At 73.7% G+C, this 19,486-nt stretch carries 15 protein-coding genes; 7 read left to right on the plus strand and 8 right to left on the minus strand.

What is annotated here, in order from left to right:
- Positions 1-91: 91 nt before the first annotated feature.
- A complete protein-coding gene (locus AB0O91_RS10165; protein WP_363429905.1) occupies positions 92-1,306 on the minus strand; it encodes a pyridoxal phosphate-dependent aminotransferase in 1,215 nt (404 codons plus the stop codon).
- Between the two features lie 270 nt (positions 1,307-1,576).
- Between AB0O91_RS10165 and AB0O91_RS10170 the strand changes: the two genes are divergently transcribed.
- On the plus strand, positions 1,577-2,293 hold the full coding sequence (locus AB0O91_RS10170) for a prepilin peptidase (protein ID WP_363429907.1): 717 nt from the start codon (positions 1,577-1,579) through the stop codon (positions 2,291-2,293).
- Between the two features lie 100 nt (positions 2,294-2,393).
- Here the strand turns inward: AB0O91_RS10170 and AB0O91_RS10175 are convergent, their stop codons facing one another.
- Complete coding sequence (locus tag AB0O91_RS10175; protein ID WP_363429909.1) at positions 2,394-4,010, minus strand: glycosyl hydrolase family 18 protein; 1,617 nt, start codon at positions 4,008-4,010, stop codon at positions 2,394-2,396.
- Positions 4,011-4,440: 430 nt separating this feature from the next.
- Here AB0O91_RS10175 and AB0O91_RS10180 point away from each other — a divergent pair, with 430 nt between their 5' ends.
- The 4 genes from AB0O91_RS10180 to AB0O91_RS10195 all read left to right on the plus strand — a co-directional run bounded on the left by AB0O91_RS10180 (position 4,441) and on the right by AB0O91_RS10195 (position 10,045).
- Positions 4,441-5,178 carry an isoprenyl transferase gene (locus AB0O91_RS10180; protein WP_363430125.1) on the plus strand — a complete coding sequence of 246 codons (738 nt, stop codon included), beginning with the start codon at positions 4,441-4,443 and terminating at the stop codon, positions 5,176-5,178.
- Between the two features lie 309 nt (positions 5,179-5,487).
- Positions 5,488-6,822, plus strand: coding sequence for a PhoH family protein (locus AB0O91_RS10185; RefSeq protein WP_363429911.1), 1,335 nt, complete (start codon positions 5,488-5,490; stop codon positions 6,820-6,822).
- Between the two features lie 432 nt (positions 6,823-7,254).
- A complete protein-coding gene (locus tag AB0O91_RS10190; RefSeq protein ID WP_363429913.1) occupies positions 7,255-8,013 on the plus strand; it encodes a lytic transglycosylase domain-containing protein in 759 nt (252 codons plus the stop codon).
- Between the two features lie 511 nt (positions 8,014-8,524).
- Positions 8,525-10,045 carry an AI-2E family transporter gene (locus AB0O91_RS10195; RefSeq protein WP_363430127.1) on the plus strand — a complete coding sequence of 507 codons (1,521 nt, stop codon included), beginning with the start codon at positions 8,525-8,527 and terminating at the stop codon, positions 10,043-10,045.
- Positions 10,046-10,081: 36 nt separating this feature from the next.
- Here the strand turns inward: AB0O91_RS10195 and AB0O91_RS10200 are convergent, their stop codons facing one another.
- The 4 genes from AB0O91_RS10200 to AB0O91_RS10215 form a co-directional block, all read right to left on the minus strand.
- On the minus strand, positions 10,082-11,686 hold the full coding sequence (locus AB0O91_RS10200; RefSeq protein WP_363429915.1) for an alpha/beta hydrolase: 1,605 nt from the start codon (positions 11,684-11,686) through the stop codon (positions 10,082-10,084).
- A 23-nt stretch (positions 11,687-11,709) separates the two neighbouring features.
- On the minus strand, positions 11,710-12,063 hold the full coding sequence (locus tag AB0O91_RS10205) for a type VII secretion target (protein ID WP_363429917.1): 354 nt from the start codon (positions 12,061-12,063) through the stop codon (positions 11,710-11,712).
- Positions 12,064-12,198: 135 nt separating this feature from the next.
- Positions 12,199-12,738, minus strand: a complete 540-nt coding sequence (locus tag AB0O91_RS10210; RefSeq protein ID WP_363429919.1) for an alkyl hydroperoxide reductase — start codon at positions 12,736-12,738, stop codon at positions 12,199-12,201.
- Positions 12,739-12,741: 3 nt separating this feature from the next.
- Positions 12,742-13,293, minus strand: a complete 552-nt coding sequence (locus AB0O91_RS10215; protein WP_363429921.1) for a peroxiredoxin — start codon at positions 13,291-13,293, stop codon at positions 12,742-12,744.
- A 192-nt stretch (positions 13,294-13,485) separates the two neighbouring features.
- Here AB0O91_RS10215 and AB0O91_RS10220 point away from each other — a divergent pair, with 192 nt between their 5' ends.
- Positions 13,486-14,457 (plus strand): LysR substrate-binding domain-containing protein, encoded by a 972-nt coding sequence (locus tag AB0O91_RS10220; RefSeq protein WP_363429923.1) that lies wholly within the window; start codon positions 13,486-13,488, stop codon positions 14,455-14,457.
- Positions 14,458-14,510: 53 nt separating this feature from the next.
- Here the strand turns inward: AB0O91_RS10220 and AB0O91_RS10225 are convergent, their stop codons facing one another.
- Positions 14,511-15,191 (minus strand): TetR/AcrR family transcriptional regulator, encoded by a 681-nt coding sequence (locus tag AB0O91_RS10225; protein ID WP_363429925.1) that lies wholly within the window; start codon positions 15,189-15,191, stop codon positions 14,511-14,513.
- A gap of 143 nt (positions 15,192-15,334) precedes the next feature.
- Here AB0O91_RS10225 and AB0O91_RS10230 point away from each other — a divergent pair, with 143 nt between their 5' ends.
- Complete coding sequence (locus tag AB0O91_RS10230) at positions 15,335-17,524, plus strand: MMPL family transporter (protein WP_363429927.1); 2,190 nt, start codon at positions 15,335-15,337, stop codon at positions 17,522-17,524.
- A gap of 39 nt (positions 17,525-17,563) precedes the next feature.
- Here the strand turns inward: AB0O91_RS10230 and AB0O91_RS10235 are convergent, their stop codons facing one another.
- Positions 17,564-19,429: an ATP-binding SpoIIE family protein phosphatase gene (locus AB0O91_RS10235; protein WP_363429929.1), complete on the minus strand. Its 1,866-nt coding sequence runs from the start codon at positions 19,427-19,429 to the stop codon at positions 17,564-17,566.
- Positions 19,430-19,486 lie beyond the last annotated feature (57 nt).

The following is a 19,486-nucleotide window of genomic DNA, read 5'->3' on the forward strand; positions in this document are numbered from 1 at the left end:
GCCCGTCCCCCCTACAACCCGGAGAGGTACCCGGGCCGCCGACGCGCGGGAATCCTACGCCGCGGTCGGAGGCGTCCGGCTAAAGGAGAGGTCAAGGCTGGGTGTAGCCGCTGAGGAAGTCGCCGATCCTGGTCACCGCGTCGGTGATCTCCTCCGGCCGGGGCAGCGTGACCAGCCGGAAGTGGTCCGGCTCGGGCCAGTTGAAGCCGGTGCCCTGGACCAGCAGGATCCGCTGGGAGCGCAGCAGGTCCAGCACCATCTGGGCGTCGTCCTTGATCTTGTAGACCTTCGGGTCCAGCCGGGGGAAGGCGTACAGCGCGCCCTTCGGCTTGACGCAGCTGACCCCGGGGATCGCGTTGAGCAGCTCGTACGCGGCGTCGCGGGAGGCGAGCAGCCGGCCGCCGGGCAGCAGCAGGTCCTTGATCGACTGTCGGCCGCCGAGCGCGGCGGCCACCGCGTGCTGGGCCGGCATGTTGGCGCACAGCCGCATCGAGGCGAGCACGGTCAGGCCCTCGACGTAGCTGCGGGCGCGCTGGCGGTCGCCGGAGAGCACCATCCAGCCGGAGCGGAATCCCGCGACCCGGTACGCCTTGGACAGTCCGTTGAAGGTGACGCAGAAGAGGTCCGGGGCCAGGGTGGCCAGCGGGACGTGCTCGGCGTCGTCGTAGAGGATCTTGTCGTAGATCTCGTCCGCGTAGATCACCAGCTGGTGCCGGCGGGCGATCTCGGCGATCCCCTCCAGCACTTCGCGCGGGTAGACCGCGCCGGTCGGGTTGTTCGGGTTGATCACCACGATGGCCCTGGTCCGGTCGGTGACCCTGGCCTCGATGTCGGCGAGGTCCGGGTACCACTCGGACTGCTCGTCGCAGCGGTAGTGCACCGCGGTGCCGCCGGCCAGCGAGACCGAGGCGGTCCACAGCGGGTAGTCCGGCGCCGGGACGAGCACCTCGTCGCCGTCGTCCAGCAGCGCGGTCATGGCGAGTTGGATCAGTTCGGAGACGCCGTTGCCGAGGAAGACGTCGTCGACGGAGAGCCCGTGCAGCCCGCGGTCCTCGTAGTGCATGACCACCGCGCGGCGGGCCGAGAGCAGGCCCTTGGAGTCGCCGTACCCGTGCGCGTTCGCGAGGTTGCGCAGGATGTCCTGGAGGATCTCCGGGGGCGCCTCGAAGCCGAAGACGGCGGGGTTGCCGGTGTTGAGCTTGAGGATGCGGTGGCCCTGTTCCTCCAGCCGCATCGCCTCGTCGAGCACCGGGCCGCGGATGTCGTAGCAGACGTTGGCGAGCTTGCTGGACTGGATGACCTGCATGCCTGCCTACTTTAGGGGCACGCCGGGGCCCCGCGCGGGGTGTGCCGGGAGACGGCTCGCCGGGCTCCTCGGGGCCCCCTTGGATCAACAGGCGGTGGCATCGAAAGGCCTTCCAAACCGATGGCCGAATGTCCGGAATGCTCATGTATGCGAGGAAGGCCGTCGATTCCTCGTCCGGATTTCCGTGCGGAACGAGACGGACGGCACACCGTCGCCCGGCCCCGGACGGGAAGATGGGGCCCGGTGCGTCGACGAGGAGGGGGTGGGCCGGTGGTGGCGGTCGTGACCGGGGCCGTGCTGGTCGGGCTCCTGCTGGCTCCGCTGCTGCGCGGACTGATCGCCCGCTTCGCCGTGCCTGAGGGCGAACCCCGCTGCGGGGCCTGCCCGTTGTGCGGCCGGGCGGTCGGACTGCTGCTGCCGCCGAACGGCCGCTGCCCGGGCTGCCGGGCGCGGCTGGGCGCCGGCGCGGGGACGGTGGAGGCGGTCGCGGCGGCGGTCGCGGTCGGGGTGGCGTACGCGGCGGACGGGTCGTCGGCGGCGGCGCTCGGCTGGGCGGGCGCGCTCGGGGTGGCGCTCGGCTTCACCGACGCCCGGGTGCGCCGGCTGCCCTACCGGCTGACCGGGCCGTTGCTGGCCGGGGTGGCCGTGCTGCTGACGGCGGCGGCGCTGGCCGAGGGGCGTCCGGGGGTGCTGCTGCGCTGCCTGCTGGTCGCACTGGCGGTCGGGGCGGTGCTCGAAGTGGCCGTCCAGGTCGGGGTGTTGGGGCCCGGCGACTCCCCGCTCGGGCTGGTCCTGGGCGGGCTGCTGGGCTGGTACGGCTGGTGGGTCGCGATCGGCGGCCTGGTCGCCGCGGTGGTGCTGGCCGGGCTGTGGGGCACCCTGCGGGTCGTCGCCCTGCTGGTCCGCCGCCGCCCGTGGCGCGGGCTCGAGGTGCCGGTCGGCCCGTTCCTGCTGCTCGGCGCCCTCGCCGCGGTGCTGGCCCGCTGACGCGGAAGGGGCCCGTCGTACCGGCACCGGTACGACGGGCCCCGCCGTCGGCGCGCGGGCCCCACCCTCAAGGAGCCGCGCGCCGAGGGGAGTTGCGGCTCTAGGACATCTTGTGGACGAACGGGCCCACGGTGTTGGAGAACGCGTTGCCGTTGTTGGCGTCCCAGTTGGTCGACCAGGTCATCGCACCGCGAATGGTGGGCCACTTGGCCGGCGGCACGAAGCTGCCGCAGTTGTTGCCGGTGGCCAGGCAGTTGAGCGCGTTGTTCACCACCGACGGGTCGACGTAGCCGCCGCCCGCCGCCTTGCCGGAGGCGGGGACGCCGATGCCGACCTGGTCGGGCCGCAGGCCGCCCTGGATGTGGGTGCAGACCTGCGAGGTGATGAAGTCGATCGTGCCCTGGTTGTAGACCTTGCCGTCGCAGCCGTTCATGCCGCCCGAGTTGTAGAACTGGGTGTTGACGACGGTCAGGATGTCCTTGGTGTTCAGCGCCAGCTGGAAGTAGGCGCCGGAGGTGCTGTACATCCCGATCGTCTCGGGCGCCATGGTGAGCACGAAGCCGGGGCCGACCTTGGCCTGGAGGGCGTGCAGCGCGTTGCCGAGCGGCCCGGCCTGGACGCCGTTCTCCAGGTCGACGTCGATGCCGTCGAAGCCGTAGTCCTTGAGGATCGCGGCGGCGCTGTTGGCGAAGTTCGCGCCGGCGGTGGCGTCGCCGACGCTGATCGCGCCGTTCTGGCCGCCGATGGAGAGGACGACCTTCTTGCCGGCCGCCTGCTTGGCCTTGATGTCGGCGCGGAACTGGGCGTCGGTGTAACCGCCGAGCGCCTTGGACAGGCCCGGGTCCAGGGTGAAGCTGATCGCGCCGGTCTGGGTCGGCACGGCGTCGGCGAAGGAGACCGCGATGATGTCGTACGCGTTCTGGACGTCGCTCAGGCGCTGCGGGGTGGAGCCGTTGTCGAAGTTCTGCCAGTAGCCGGTGAGCGCGTGCGCGGGCAGGCCGGTGGCCGGCGGGGTGCCGGTGGGGGTGCCGGTCGGGGTGGCCGTGGGGGTCGGGGTGGAGGTCGGCGTCTGGGTGGGCGTCGCCGTGGGGGTGGCGGTGGGGGTGACCGTCGGGGACGGGCTGGCCGTGGCCGTCGGGCTCGGGGTGGAGGTGGGGGTCGCGGTCGGCGAGGGGGTGGAGCCGCCGCCCGGGCCGACCAGCGCGACGTCGTCCGCGAGGTAGGCGCCCTGCCCGTACCAGCCGTGCAGGTAGACCGTGACGCTGGTGGTGTTCGCCCCGGTGGTGAAGGTGCTGGACAGCTGGTTCCAGGTGGTCTGGTTCGACCAGGTGGACGGGTCGGTGCCGCCGGTGCCGCGGGCCCCGAGGTAGACGTACGGGCCCTGCACCCAGGCGCTCAGCGAATAGCTGGTGTTGGGCAGCACGCTGACGGTCTGGGTGCACTCGGCGGTGTCGCCCGCGCCCGGCGTGGCCTGGAGCGCGCCGCTGCCGGAGTGCACCGGAGTGGACACCGCGGCCGCGCCGCCGGTGCAGGACCAGCCGCCCAGTCCGCTCTCGAAACCGCCGTTGGTGACCAGGTTGCCGTCCGCCGCGCTGGCGCCGCCGGCGAAGAGGGCGAGACCGCCGCCGGCCAGGGCGAGGGCGGTGGCACCGGCCGCGAGGGCCGGGAGGGGGCTGCGCCGGCGCTTGTGCGCGGGCTGGTTCGGCGTACGGGCCATGGGGGTGACGCTCCTGGGGAAGGAGCGGCCGCCGCGGTGGGGGGCGCGGCGGCCGCGTGTGGGGGAGGGGTCCGCAGGTGACTCACGGGGCGGTTCCGACTTCGTTCCGCCCCGGGTCAAAAGCTGGACTAGACCATTGCCGGACGTCAAGCATCGGTGGACCGGTTTACGGCTCCCTTAAGGAACCGGAGACCGTTCCGTGTCCACGACAGGGAGGCCGCCCCGGGGGCCCGGACACGCCCGTCGGGACAGACTCCGTACAGGACCGTGACCAGACCGCTACCTGCGGCTTTACCGTGCACCCGGACGCGGGAGTAGGCTGCGCCGGGGCGGTGCCGCACCAGCCCGAACGAGCACGGAGGGGCCGGGAAACATGGGTCTGCGCGATGTCGCCGAACGGACGCCGGGGCTGCGCACTCTGCTGGGCGGGATGTACCGGCTGTACGGCCGCCGGGTCGAGGTCCACCTGGCGCGCACCCCGCACCACATCGGCGTGATCCTGGACGGCAACCGCCGCTGGGCCAAGGCCGCCGGCGGCTCCACCGCGTACGGCCACCAGCGCGGCGCCGACAAGATCTCCGAGTTCCTCGGCTGGTGCGACGAGACCCACGTCAAGGTCGTCACCCTGTGGATGCTCTCCACCGACAACCTCGACCGCCCGGCCGACGAGCTGGTCCCGCTGCTCGGCATCATCGAGGACGCCGTCACCGGCCTGGCCGCCGCCCGCCGCTGGCGGGTCAACCCGGTCGGCGCGCTGGACCTGCTCCCGCAGCACACCGCCGACGTGCTCAAGCGCGCCGCCGAGGAGACCGCCGGGATCGACGGGATCACCGTCAACGTCGCGGTCGGCTACGGTGGCCGGCACGAGATCGCCGACGCCGTCCGCTCGCTTCTCCAGGAGCACGCCGGGCGCGGCACCGCGATCGAGGAACTGGCCGAGATCCTGACCGTCGAGCACATCTCCGAGCACCTCTACACCGCGAACCAGCCCGACCCGGACCTGATCATCCGCACCTCGGGCGAGCAGCGGCTGTCCGGATTCCTGCTCTGGCAGAGCGCCCACAGCGAGTTCTACTTCTGCGAGGCGTACTGGCCGGCCTTCCGCAAGGTCGACTTCCTGCGTGCGCTGCGCGCCTTCGAACAGCGGAACCGGCGGCTCGGCCTCTGACCCGGGGCGCCCTCCCGGGCGCCTCCCCGGCCTCTTCCGACCCCTCCCCGACCGCGTCCGGGCAGCTCCCGACGGGCATTCGGGTGGGCCCCCGGGCGCGCATTCGGGTGGAATGACCGCCGTAGGGCTGGCCTACCCGGGCTCCGCGCGAGGCCAAACGTTCACCGGCAATGATCCGTCAGTTCGCCGGGGGCGCGAATGCACCGCCCCCCGCCTGGGAATACTCCAGGCAGTCCGGCCCCGAGGCCACCGGGGCAGCGGGGGCCGGCATGCCGCGGATGACGCAGGGTCATCCGCTCTGGAGGCCTAGTGGTCAGTTCCAAGAGCCGCCGGACACCAGACCGGCGCACGTACGTTCTCGACACCAGCGTGCTCCTGGCGGACCCGCTCGCCATGAGCCGCTTCGAGGAGCACGAGGTCGTCCTCCCGGTGGTGGTCGTCACCGAGCTGGAGGCCAAGCGCCACCATCCCGAGCTGGGCTACTTCGCCCGCCAGGCGCTGCGCCTGCTCGACGACTACCGCATCCGCCACGGCCGGCTCGACGAGCCGATCCCGGTCGGCGAGCTGGGCGGCACGATCCGGGTCGAGCTCAACCACTCGGACGTCTCGATACTGCCGGCCGGCTACCGGGCGGGCGGCGGCGAGGCGGACACCCGGATCCTGGCGGTCGCCCGCAACCTCCAGGCCGAGGGCTACGACGTCACCGTCGTCTCCAAGGACCTCCCGCTGCGGATCAAGGCCAGCTCGGTGGGCCTGCTCGCCGAGGAGTACCGGGCCGAGCTGGCGATCACCTCCGGCTGGACGGGCATGTCCGAGGTGCACGTCGCGGCGGACCAGGTCGACGCGCTGTTCGCGGCCGGGCACGACGCGGCGGTGGACATCGAGGGGGTCGAGGAGCTGCCGGTGCACACCGGACTGGTGCTCACCTCGGAGCGCGGCCGGGCGCTCGGCCGGGTGACCGGCGACGGGCGGGTCCGGCTGGTGCGCGGCGAGCGCGAGGCGTTCGGGTTGCGCGGCCGCAGCGCCGAGCAGCGGGTGGCGCTGGACCTGCTGCTCGACCCGGACATCGGGATCGTCTCGATGGGCGGTCGGGCCGGCACCGGCAAGTCGGCGCTGGCGCTGTGCGCGGGTCTGGAGGCGGTGCTGGAGCGGAGGCAGCACCGCAAGGTGATGGTCTTCCGGCCGCTCTACGCGGTCGGCGGCCAGGAACTCGGCTACCTGCCGGGCTCCGAGGCGGAGAAGATGGGCCCCTGGGCGCAGGCGGTCTTCGACACCCTCTCGGCGGTCACCACCCCGGACGTGATCGAGGAGGTCATCGCCCGCGGGATGCTGGAGGTCCTGCCGCTGACCCACATCCGGGGCCGCTCGCTGCACGACGCCTTCGTGATCGTGGACGAGGCCCAGTCGCTGGAGCGCAACGTCCTGCTGACGGTGCTGTCCCGGATCGGCCAGGGCTCGCGGGTGGTGCTCACCCACGACGTGGCGCAGCGGGACAACCTCAGGGTCGGCCGGTACGACGGCGTGGTGGCGGTGGTGGAGAAGTTGAAGGGGCACCCGCTCTTCGCCCACATCACGCTCACCCGCTCGGAGCGTTCGCCGATCGCGGCGCTGGTCACGGAGATGCTGGAGGACATCCACCCGTGAACTGCCCCTGATCGGGGCATAGTCGGACAATAGGGTCAACTCGCGGCGCGGGGCCTGCTCCTGACGGGGCAGGCCCCGTCCCTTTCATCACATCGAGTGCTTTCTGTCCGGGGAACTCCCGCACGGTGAATGTGACATGCGCCACGCAGGCGGGAATTGCGTCGACAGTGCCCGGTGCGGCATGGTGAGGGTTCTGTCAGGCCCCGCGTACGGCGCGGCAGGGCTTCCGGAGTACGGAAGTCCGGCCCCGGATGGTCCGCCAACTCCGGTCGGTGGACGCACAATTGAAGACCGATGAGCCGTACGCCGCCCGATTCCAACGCCCGGTCGCCTCAACCCGACCGGACGCCGGGCCAGCACCTCCCGTGACCAGAGCACTTACGGAGGTCCGTGCCAAGGGGCATGTTGCGTCCGCACGGTCACGCGTGGGCGATGCTGGAAGGAAACCATGTGACTCGGATCTCGGTCCGGGGAGTTGCTGTGGCCTCCGCCACCGCCGTCACCGCTGTCGGTGCCGTCGTGGGTGTGGCCTCGGGCAGCGAGGGCAAGACCACGCAGACGGTCGACGTCGCCGGCGCGACCCTGCTCGCCGAAGTCCCCTCAGGCGCCCAGGCACAGACCGCCAGTGACAACATCGGGCAACAGGCATCCGCCCAGCAGGCTTCCGCCGACGCCGCCGCCAAGGCCGCCGCCGAGCAGAAGGCCGCCGAGGAGGCCGCGCGCCAGAAGGCCGCCGCGGACGCCCAGGCCAAGGCCGACGCCCAGGCGAAGGCCGACGCGGACAAGGCCGCCAAGGCCGCCGCCGACCAGCGCGCCGCCGACGCCGCCGCCGCCAACCGCTCCAAGGCGCGTTCGGCGATGTCCGCGGTCGACAACAGCGCGCCGCCGGTCTCGGTCAGCCCCGGCTCCATCCAGGACATGGCCCGGCAGATCGTCGGCAACGACGCCCAGTTCCAGTGCTTCAGCCAGATCGTGAAGCGCGAGAGCGGCTGGGACTACACCGCGACCAACAGCGGCTCCGGCGCCTACGGTCTGGTCCAGGCACTGCCCGGCTCCAAGATGGCCTCGGCCGGTGCCGACTGGCGCACCAACCCGGCGACCCAGATCAAGTGGGGTCTCGGCTACATGAACAGCCGCTACGGCAGCCCCTGCGGCGCCTGGTCGTTCTGGCAGGCCCACAGCTGGTACTAGGAGGACCCGCCGCCCCCGGGCGGCGACTCCTCGCACGGCCCCCGGCTCCCGTCCCGTTGGACGGGAGCCGGGGGCCGTGGCGTTCTCCAACAGCGTTCTCCAGGCGTGCTCCGGCGGTCGCCGGGCGGGCCGCGCCGCCCGGGCGGCGCTGACCAGTGCGCCCGCGGGCGGTGCGGTCCCGGTGCGGACGCGGGGCACGGGAAGGGGTCCTGGTTGCCTCCCGCGCCGGCCGGTCCGCCGACAGTTGGCTTCACGGGGACGATCGGGACGAGTGGTCCGCAGGGGACGACTCGTGGTCCCGTTCGGACTCCTCCCCGGCGGAATCCGGACGAAACCACCGCAATGCTGGCGTTTTGTCCCGGTTCGTGGAACGAAGCCGTCGCGTCGAAACACCCCCGGCGGGCGGACTCGCCCCGCCCCCGGCGGGTAGCGTCATCCCTGACGGCCGTGGCGGGACCCACGGCGTACCGCCGGACTCGGCGGATCCGGCAGGGAAACGGTGGTCGTGAGGATGGCGCGGGGCGGAAAGGCCTTCAAGGCCGTGGCCAAGGGCATGGCCGTGGTGGCGAGCGCGGCCGCCGTGATCGAACGGCGCCGACGCGCCGCGATGGCGGCCGACCCGAACGAGCTCCCCGGTCCCGCCCTCGCGGACGCGCCCGGCCCGGTCCCGGTGCCGCGCGTCGACCCCGCACCCACCGCTGCTCCGGCCCCTTCGGCGGCGCCGAGCACCGCGACCGCCGTCGGGACCGCCGTCGAGACCCCGGCGCCCGCGCCCGCGGCGCCCGCACCGGCCGCGGCCACCGGACTCGGCCGGGAGTACCACCCCGGTCGGCCGGCCACCCCCGCCGAGGCGGTGCCCTGGGGCCTGCGGGTGGCCGCCGAGTCGACCTGGCGGCTGCTGCTGCTCGGGGCCGCGCTCTACGTCCTCTTCTACGTCGTCGACATGCTGCGCCTGGTCGCCTTCTCGGTCCTGGCCTCGCTGCTGATCACCGCGCTGCTGGAGCCCTCGGTCTCCTGGCTGCGCCGGCGCGGGGTGCCGCGCTCGCTCGCCGCCGGCGGGGTGTTCCTCAGCGGGCTGGCCGGGATCGGGCTGGTCGGCTGGTTCGTGGTCTGGCAGGTGTCCACCAACCTGCCCGACGTCACCAACCAGGTGAAGACCGGCGTCAACCAGCTGCGGGACTGGCTGATCACCGGGCCGTTCCACCTGACCCAGCAGCAGATCACCGACTTCGCCAACCAGATCACCAAGGCCATCACCACCAACACCGACCAGATCACCTCGGCCTCGATCACCGGTGCGCAGATCGCCGTCGAGATCCTGACCGCGCTGCTGATGACCTTCTTCACCACCTTCTTCTTCCTCTACGACGGCGCGAAGATCTGGAACTGGGCGCTGCGCGGCCTGCCCCGGCAGTCCCGCTTCGCGATGGCCGGGGCCGGCCCGAAGGCCTGGACCACGCTCACCGCGTACGTGCGCGGCACCGTCTGCGTGGCCTTCATCGACGCGGTCTGCATCGGCGTCGGCATCGACCTGCTCGGGGTGCCGCTGGCGATGCCGCTGGCCGTGATCATCTTCCTGGGCGCGTTCGTCCCGCTGGTCGGGGCCCTGGTCACCGGAACGGTGGCGGTCCTGATCGCCCTGGTCACCCAGGGGCCGTGGACCGCGCTGATGGTGCTGGTCGTGCTGATCGCGGTGATGCAGGTGGAGAGCCACATCCTCCAGCCGCTCATCCTCGGCCGTGCCGTCCGGGTCCACCCGCTCGGCGTCGTCCTCGGGGTCGCGGCCGGCGGCATCATCGGCGGCATCGGCGGCGCGGTGGTCGCCGTCCCGCTGATCGCCGTCATCAACACCGTGGTCGCCCACCTGCGGCGCCGCAACGAGGCCGGCCAGGCCGTGTTCACGGCGCTCGAAGCGGCCCGGGAGGCCGCCGAGCGCACCGCGGCCGCGCAGCCGGCACCGGCCCAGCCCGCGCCGGCCCGGGCGGCGGCCGGCCAACCGGCAGTCGTCCAACCGGCGGCGGAGCAGCTCTAGCAGGGGCGGGCTTCCCCGGCGGGCGGCGCAGCGGCGTCAGCCGCCGCGCCCCGGCGCGGGCCTGATCCGGTCGCCGTGGCCGCTGACGATCCTGCCGATGTTGTCGACCGAGGTGTGGTCGTCGTGCGGCCCGTCGTCCCAGTACGAGGAGTGCGCGGTGAAGTCGGGGGAGCCGCCGGCGACGGCGAAGCGGTGGGCGCCGAAGGCAGCGCGGGCCGGGTCCCCGGTGTACCAGCCGAGGTGGGAGACGTGGTCCCAGGAGGCGGCGCCGACGTAGGTGTGACCGGCTCCCACGGAGAACTCCGAGGCGTGGCGGGCGCCGGTGCCGGGGCTGCCGACGAGGACGACGTCGTCGGCCGCGATCCCGGTCGGCCCCTGCGCGGCGAGGCCGACCAGCAGGGAGCCGTAGCTGTGGCCCTCGGCGGTGACGTGGGCCGGAGCGCCCCGGTGGGTGACGCGCTGCCCCTCGAGGAAGCGGCGGTAGGCCTCGACGCCGGCGCGGGCGCGCCCGACGGTGCCGGCCTCCGCCGGCCCGAGCGGCGCGTCGTACCCCAGCCAGGCGACGGACGCCGTGCTGCGGGTCGGGTCGGCCCGCCGGGCCGCGTCGTGCACGGCCTTCGCCCGGTCCGCGTCGCCGCCGCCGATGCGCCGCAGCGTGGTGCCCAGGCCACCGACCAGGGAGGTGACGTCCTGGGCGGTGTCGGGGTCGCCGAAGGAGAGGACGGCCCGGCCCTGGCCCTGCTCGCCGAGGCCGAGCAGCAGGACCGGCGGTCGCGTCCCGTCGGTCCGCCGCAGCCGCTCGGCGATCGTGCGGTACCCGTCCAGCTTCAGGCCGTGGTGCGGGTCGCAGGAGGGGGAGCTCCGCTCGTACGCGGCGATGAGCTCCGGCAGCAGGATCCGGTTGGCCCGGTCCCGGTCGGCGGCGGGGATGCCGTCCCGGTTGCCGACGAGGTCGGGACGGTCCTCGATCAGCCGCTGCCGCCGGTCGGCGGGCAGGCTCCGCCACCAGGCGTTCACCTCGGCCGGCGGGGCGTCCGCGCCCGGTACGGCGGCGTCCAGCACGGGCCGTAGCGCCAGCGCCGGGTCGAGGCGGTCCCGGTCGGCCGCGGCCGGGTCGAGGCCGGTGCCGTCGTGGGCGCGGGCGGTGTAGTGCCGGAGCCGGACCGCGACGGCCCGGTCGACGGCGTCGGCCTCGGCGAGGGCGGCGGCGATGCGGGCGGCCAGGAGCCGGGCGGCGTGTTCGCTGGTCCGCCGGTGGTCGGGGTCGTGCCGGTCGGCGGCGGACGCGGGCCCCCAGCCGACCGTGCCGTGCTCGTCGACCGACAGGCCGGCGTCCCCCGCGTCGGCGAGGGCCTTGCGCAGGGCGGACTGGGCGAGCAGGAGGGCGTCGGCGCCGGTCCGCAGGAGCCGGCCGATCTGCCCGGTGCCGCTCCGGGCCGCGGTCAGCTCGCCGGTGGTGAGCCGGAGGGACGGTGCCGCCGCGTCGGCGGCGTGGCCGCTCCAGTCGGCGGCGATCCGGTGGTCGACGCCGGTGCGCCAGTTCTCCAGGTGCCGTCCGACGTCGTCGCGCAGGCGGTCGTAGGCGTCGGCGGCGCCGTGCAGCAGGGCGAAGTCGGTGTCGCGCAGCGTCGCGAGGTCCATGGAGGGGCTCCACAGGAGAGGGCCTAGCCGAAGTGCCGGACGAAGTTCCGCCGCTGCTCCGGGGTCGGGGCGGGCCCGGTCCGCTGGTCGGCGCCCGGGAAGCGGTCGGCGTCCCGGTAGTGGTGGGCGGCGGTCTCCAGCCGCCCGGCGTGGCGGCCGATCGTGGCGTGGAGGTCGGTCAGCAGCCGGTGCCAGGCGTCGGTGCAGTCGTCGAGCGCGCCGCCGCAGCGGAGTGCGCGCAGTCCGGCGGCGGCCTGCCGGGACGCGTCGAGGACGGCCCTGGCCTGGTCCGGGATCGGGGCCGCCGTCTCACCGGCCCGGGCGGCGGCCCGGTGGAGTGCGGCGGGGTCGACCCGGAAGCCGGGGAGTTCGGGCACTGCGGTTCCCCTCGGTCCGGAGGTCGTGCACGGATCGCCTTGCACTGTAGCGGAGTTGGGCCGCCCCGCCGCCGGGAGAACGCCGACGGGGCCCCTCCGGCGAGCGGAGGGGCCCCGTCAGGGGTACCGGGTGCGTCAGGCGTTGACGGCGAGGGCGGCCTCGGAGTCGAGGACGGCGGCCACGGCCTGGAGCACGGCGGCGATCTTCATCGAGGCCTGGATGACCTCGCGCTCGACGCCGGCCTTGCGCAGGACGGCCTCGTGCGAGTCGAGGCACTGGCCGCAGCCGTTGATGGCCGAGACGGCGAAGCACCACAGCTCGAAGTCGATCTTCTCGACGCCGGGGGTGCCGATGATGTTCATCCGCAGACCGGCCCGCATCGTGCTGTACTCCTTGTCGGAGAGCAGGTGCAGCGTCCGGTAGTAGACGTTGTTCATCCCCATGATCGCGGCCGCGCCCTTGGCGGCGGTGTACGCCTCCGGGGAGAGGTTGGCCTTGGCCTCGGGCTCCAGCTCGCGCAGCAGACCGGGGCTGCGGGTGGCCATCGCGCAGGAGAGCACGGTGCCCCAGAGCTGCTGGGCGGGGAGGTCGGAGTTGCCGATGACCGAGCCCAGGTTGAGCTTGAGGTCCTTGGCGTAGTCCGGGAGGGCGGCCTTCAGCTCGTCGAGGGCCATGGGTCAGCCCGCCAGCAGGGCCTGGGCGTCGAGGGTGTCCTCGCCCTTGGTCCAGTTGCACGGGCACAGCTCGTCGGTCTGCAGGGCGTCCAGCACCCGCAGGACCTCCTTGGGGTTACGGCCGACGGAGCCGGCGGTCACCATGACGAACTGGATCTCGTTGTTCGGGTCGACGATGAACACGGCGCGCTGGGCGGTGCCGTCCTCGCCCTCGACGCCGCAGGCGCGCATCAGGTCGTGCTTGACGTCGGCCAGCATCGGGAAGGGCAGGTCGCGCAGGTCCTTGTGGTCCTTGCGCCAGGCGTGGTGCACGAACTCGGAGTCACCGGAGACGCCGAGGATCTGGGCGTCGCGGTCGGCGAACTCGTCGTTCAGCTTGCCGAACGCGGCGATCTCGGTCGGGCAGACGAAGGTGAAGTCCATCGGCCAGAAGAAGACGACCTTCCACTTGCCCTCGTAGGACTTGTGGTTGATGTCGGCGAAGGCGCTCGCGGCATCCAGGTCGACACAGGCCTTGAGGTCGAACTCGGGGAACTTGTCACCGATCGTGAGCACGTTCGCTTCTCCTGAAGTGAGACTGCGGGGAGGTTTGTCCGGATTCCGGACGCCATCCACAATTCCACATCGTGGACTGATCAGGGAAATAGCTAGACTGGATGTGTCTGATCGGAGATTGCTATCAGTACCGAATCGCCCTCGCCCCGCCCCGGCCCCCGCAGGGCCGCCGCCGGCAAACCCGAGCCCGCTGTGGGGAGCGCCACAGTCCGCAGCCCGCGCACCCCGACGGTGGCCCAGCTCAAGGCCTTCGTGGCGGTCGCCGAGCACCGGCACTTCCGGGAGGCCGCCGCCGCGACCGGGACCAGTCAGCCGGCGCTGTCCGGGGCGGTCGCCGCGCTGGAGGAGTCGCTCGGTGCGCAGCTGGTCGAGCGTACGACGCGCAAGGTGATCGTCACTCCCCTGGGGGAGCGTGTGCGCGATCACGCGCGCCGGGTGCTCGCCTCCCTGCAGGCGCTCACCGAGGAGGTCGAGGCCGCCCGCCGCCCGTTCACCGGGCCGCTGCACCTCGGGGTGATCCCGACCGTCGCACCGTACCTGCTGCCCACCGTGCTGCGGCTGGTCCGCGACCGCTTCCCGGAGCTGGAGCTGCACGTCCACGAGGAGCGCACCCCCTCGCTGCTGGAGGGCCTGGCCGCCGGACGGCTGGACGTCCTGCTGCTCGCGCTCCCGGCCGGCGGCTCCTCGCCGACCCGGGACATCCCGCTGTTCGACGAGGACTTCGTGCTGGTCACCCCGGCCGGGCACGCGCTCGCCGGGCGCATCGACGTCCCGCGCGACGCGCTGCTCGACCTGGACGTGCTGCTGCTGGAGGAGGGCCACTGCCTGCGCGACCAGGCCTTGGACATCTGCCGTGAGGTCGGCGCCGACCCGGCCGGCGCCACCACCCGCGCGGCGGGCCTGTCCACCCTGGTCCAACTGGTCGCCGGGGGGCTCGGGGTGACCCTGCTGCCCGCCACCGCGCTGGACGTCGAGGCCGGGCGCACCGACCGGCTGGCCGCCGTCCGTTTCGCCGCCCCGGCGCCCGGCCGCCGGATCGGCCTGGCCACCCGGCCCGGTTCGGCCCGCAGCCCCGAGTACGAGCGCTTCGCGGCGGCGCTGCGGGAGGTGCTGGCGGACCTTCCGGTCCGGATCGTCGGCGGCGAGGAGCCGGCCCCGGCCTAGGCACCGGCCCCCGGCTCGTGCCCGGGTCCTCGGCTCGGACCCGGGTCCTCGGCTCAGGTCCGGGTGCTCGGCCGGGTCGGGGTCCCGCCTCCGGCTTCGGTCCCGGGCCCGGTGTGGTCGGCCGGTTCGCCGAGGCAGAGCCCGACCGTGCTCGCGACCAGCAGGTCCAGCGCCTCCAGGGTCTCCCGGTCGGGCTGTTCGCCGGGCTGCTGCCGGATCAGGTGGCGGGCGGTCAGGCCGTCGAAGCCGCTCAGGAAGTGGACGGCGATCCGCTCGGCGGGCAGCGCCGGGGTCAGTCCGTGGGCGGTGGCGAGGGTGGCGAGCATCTCGGCGGCGGTGCCCTCGATGGCGCGCTGGAGTCCGAGCATGATCTCCCGTACGTCCGGGTCGCGCATCGCCAGCGCCCCGAACTCGCTCAGCAGGACGCAGCGGCCCTCCTCGCCGGTGGCGGCGTCCCAGAGCGCGTGCACCAGGGTGCGGATCTGCTCGCCGAACGGGCCGTCACCCGGGGAGGCGGCCCGCACCTGGCCGATGAACTGGGCGGCGACCTCCTCGACGACGGCCCGGTAGAGGTCCTTCTTGGTGCCGAAGGTGTAGTGGACCGTCGCCTGTGCCACGCCCAGCTCGGCCGCGATCGCGCGGGTGCTGCCGGCGGAGACCCCTTCCCGGGTCATCAGGTCGATCGCGGCCCGGACCAGCTGCGGTCGGCGTTCGGAGGCGGGGACATGAGCCATTCAGCCAGAGTAGCGCCATGGTCGGGCAACTGCGTCGATCGATCTGGTCGATCAACTTTGTCAGGTGACAAAGTTGCGTCTACCGTGGAGGGGTTCGCTCAGGCACCCGCCTGTCCGCCGACCGCACCGCGAGGGGTCAGACCTTGGCCACGTACCTGTACCGACTGGGCCGCCACTGCTTCCGGAGAAGGCGCGCCGTGCTGGCCGTCTGGATCGCGCTGCTGATCGCGATCGGCGGAGCCGCGGGCGCGTTCGCGGGCAAGACCAGCGATGAGTTCAAGGTCCCGGGCACCGAGGCGCAGGCCACCCTGGACCGGATCAAGGGCACCTTCCCCGAGCAGGGCCACGGCTCCGCCCAGGTGGTGTTCGCGGCCGGTGCGCCGGGCGGCGTCAGCTCGCCCGAGGCGGGCCGGGCAGTCGGCGAGGCCGTCGCCCGGATGGCCCACGTCCCGGGCGTGGCCGCGGTGCCCGACCCGTACGCCACCGGCGCGGTCTCCCCGGACGGGAAGGTCGCGATCGCGCTGGTCTCCTTCGACCACAAGCTCGCCGAGGTCACCGACGAGCAGCGCGACGCGGTCCGGGCCGCCGCCGAACCGGCCCGCGCGGCCGGGCTGGACGTGGCCTTCGGCGGCGACGCGTACAACAAGTTCGCCCAGATCGAGGGCGGCTCCGAGGCGATCGGCCTGGTGGTGGCCGGGGTGGTGCTGGTGATCACCCTCGGCACCCTGGTCGCGGCCGGGCTGCCGCTGCTGACCGCACTGGTCGGCGTCGCCGTCGCGATGGCCGGCCTGCTCGCGCTGACCGGCTCGTTCGAGATCATCACCACCGCGCCGGTGCTGGCACTGATGGTCGGTCTCGCGGTCGGCATCGACTACGCGCTGTTCATCCTGTTCCGCTACCGCCGCCACCTCGACGAGGGGCTGGAGCCCGAGGAGTCCGCCGCCCGGGCCACCGCGACCGCCGGCAGCGCCGTCGTCTTCGCCGGTCTGACCGTGGTCGTGGCGCTCGCCGGACTCGCCGTCGCCGGCGTCCCGTTCCTCACCGTGATGGGCCTGGCCGCCTCCGGCGCCGTCGTGGTGGCCGTCCTGGTCGCGATCACGCTGCTGCCCGCGGTGCTGGGCTTCACCGGCCGGGCGATCGACCGGCTGCCGATCTGGAAGCGGGCGCTGACCACCCACGGCAAGGTCACCCTGGGCGAGCGCTGGGCCCGCTTCGTGGTCCGCCGCCCGCTGCCCGTGCTGCTGGTCGGCCTCGCCGGACTGGGCGCCATGGCGGTGCCCGCCGCGAGCCTCAACCTGGGCCTGCCGGGCGGCGGTTCGCAGGCCGTCGGGACGGACGCCCGCAAGGCGTACGACCTGGTCAGCGAGGGCTTCGGGCCGGGCTTCAACGCGCCGCTGGTGGTGGTCGTGGACGCCCACGGCGCGCCGCACCCGGAGCAGGCGGTGCAGGAGGTGGCCGGCCGGCTCCAGGGCCTGAAGGGCGTGCAGACCCTGCTGCCGCCGAAGGTCGACCGGGCCAGCGGCACCGCCCTGGTGCCGGTCATTCCGAAGACCGGCCCGGACGACAAGGCCACCGAGGCGCTGGTCAGCGAGATCCGGGACCAGCGCGCCGGGATCGGGACCGCGACCGGCGCGAGCATCGCCGTCACCGGCACCACCGCCGCCAACATCGACGTCTCCAGCAAGCTCGGCCAGGCCCTGCCGCCGTTCGTCGCGGTGATCGTCGGCATCGCCCTGGTGCTGCTGGCACTGGCCTTCCGCTCGGTGCTGGTGCCGCTCAAGGCGGTGCTGGGCTTCCTGCTCAGCATCCTGGCCTCGCTCGGCGCGGTGGTCGCGGTCTACCAGTGGGGCTGGCTGGACGGCCTGATCGACGTGCCCAAGGTCGGCCCGGTGGTCAGCTTCGTGCCGATCCTGCTGATCGGCGTGCTGTTCGGGCTGGCGATGGACTACGAGCTGTTCCTGGTCTCCGGGATGAAGGAGCAGTACGTCCACGGCAAGGCGCCGCGCGAGGCGGTCGTCGGCGGGGTGAAGGGCGGCGCCCGGGTGGTGACGGCGGCCGCGCTGATCATGATCTCGGTGTTCGGCGCCTTCGTCCTCGGCCACGACCCGATCGTCCAGCCGATCGGCTTCGCCCTCGCGGTGGGGGTGCTGGTGGACGCCTTCGTGGTGCGGATGGCCCTGGTGCCGGCCGCGATGGCGCTGTTCGGCAAGGCGGCCTGGTGGTTCCCGAAGCGGCTGGAGCGGGTCGTGCCGAAGGTCGACATGGAGGGCGAGCAGCTGATAGCCCGGCTGGAGCGGGACCGGGAGCGGGCCGAGGAGCCGGTGAAGGTGTGACCCGCGGCGGGCCCGGCGGACCCCGCCGGGCCCGCTCCGCTACTGCGGCAGCCGCTGCTCGAACCAGACCACCTTGCCGGTGCCCAGCCGGGTGGCGCCCCAGCGGTCCGCGCACCGGGCCACTATCTGCAGCCCGCGCCCGCGTTCGTCCTCCGGGCCGGTGCGGCGCGGGCGCGGCAGCAGCGGGCTGTCGTCGCCGACCTCGCAGCGCAGCCGGGCGGTCCGGACCAGGCTCAGGGTGACCGGCCGGGTCGCGTGCTGGACGGCGTTGGTCACCAGCTCGCTGACCATCAGCTCGGTCGCCTCGCTCAGCTCGTCCAGCCCCCAGCGGCGCAGCGTGTGCGCGGCCAGCCGGCGGGCCCGGCCGGGCGTCTCGTTGCGCGGCTGGAGGTACCAGTGGGCGACGTCCCCGGCCGGGATGCCGTCGAAGCAGGCGCCCAGCAGGGCGATGTCGTCGCCGCGGTCGCCGGGCGGCAGGATCCGCAGCGCCTCCTGGCACAGCTGCTCGGGGGACTGCCAGCGGGCGGACTCGATCCGTGAACGGAGCACCTCCAGGCCGTCGCTGAGCGGGCGGGTGCGGGTCTCCACCAGGCCGTCGGTGAAGAGCAGCAGCGCCGACCCGGGCGGCGCGGGCAGCTCGACCGAGTTGAAGTCCACCCCGCCGACCCCGATCGGCGCCCCGGAGTCCAGCTCCACCAACTCGGCCGTGCCGTCCGGCCGGACCAGCACCGGCGGGACGTGCCCGGCGTTGGCCAGCACCACCCGGTTGGCGATCGGGTCGTACACCGCGTACACGCAGGTGGCCAGGTGCTGTTCCCGGCCGAGCCGTTGGGCCTGTTCGTCCAGGTGGTAGAGCACCTCGTGCGGCGGCAGGTCGAGAGCGGCCAAGGTCTGGGCGCTGGTGCGCAGTTGGCCCATGATGGCGGCCGAGGTGAGCGAGTGGCCCATCACGTCGCCGACGATCAGGGCGACCCGGTTGCCGGGCAGCGGCACCGCGTCGTACCAGTCGCCGCCGACCTGGGCGCCGCGCTCACCGGGCAGGTAGCGCTGGGCGAGCCGGACGCCGTGCGACTGCGGCAGGCGCAACGGGAGCATGCTGCGCTGGAGTTCGTTGGCTATCTCCCACTCGCGGGCGTAGCGCAGCGCGGTGTCCACCGCCAGCCCGGCCTGGGTCGCCAGGTGCGCGGCGGTCGCGGTGTCGGCCGCGTCGAAGGCCGGTCGGCCGGTGCGTTCAGGGGGACGGCGGATCAGCACCAGCAGACCGAGGACGGCCTTGCGGCCGCGCAACGGCAGGGCGACCACCGAGGTCCCGGCGGCCAGCCGGGCCAGTCCGCGGGTGCCGTACAGCTCGCGCAGCAGCGCCTCGGTGCGCTCGGCGGCGGGGGTGCCGAGGACGGCGGACTCGGCCGGGCGGCGGCTCAGCAGGATGTGCGCCAGCGGGCCGCCGCGGGTGACCGGGGTGGCCGGGCCGGAGTCGGCGGTCGAGCGGGAGCCGAAGCGGGAGCGGTGCCGGTCGTCCGCGCCGCTCTTGCGACCGCGCCGGCCGATCCGGGTGCCGGTGCTGTGGTGGATCCGCAGCTCGTCCGGGAAGCCGGGCTCGCGCTCGACGTTGGGCAGCGGGTCGCGCAGGTGCACGACGGCGGCGTCCGCGAGGGTCGGGACCAGCACCCGGCCGATGTTGCGCAGGGTCGCGGCCAGGTCGAGGGCGCTGTTGATCCGCCGGGTCGCCGCGTCGAGGTAGGCGAGGCGGTCCGCCACTCCGTCCGCGGCCCCCTCCGGCGGCCGGGCGTGGTCCGGCCGGGCGGCCGGCGGCTTCACCGGGGCGGGCACCCTGGACGGGACCACGCTGCGCTGGCCCGGGACGGCGGGCGGCTGCTCCGCCTCGGTCTTGAGCTGGTCGCGCACGGCTGCCTGTCCTGGAATCGGTGTGGTCGGGAGGTCTGGTCGGTGGGCTGTGCTGGT

The organism is Kitasatospora sp. NPDC089797 (assembly GCF_040684795.1).
Taxonomy (GTDB): domain Bacteria; phylum Actinomycetota; class Actinomycetes; order Streptomycetales; family Streptomycetaceae; genus Kitasatospora.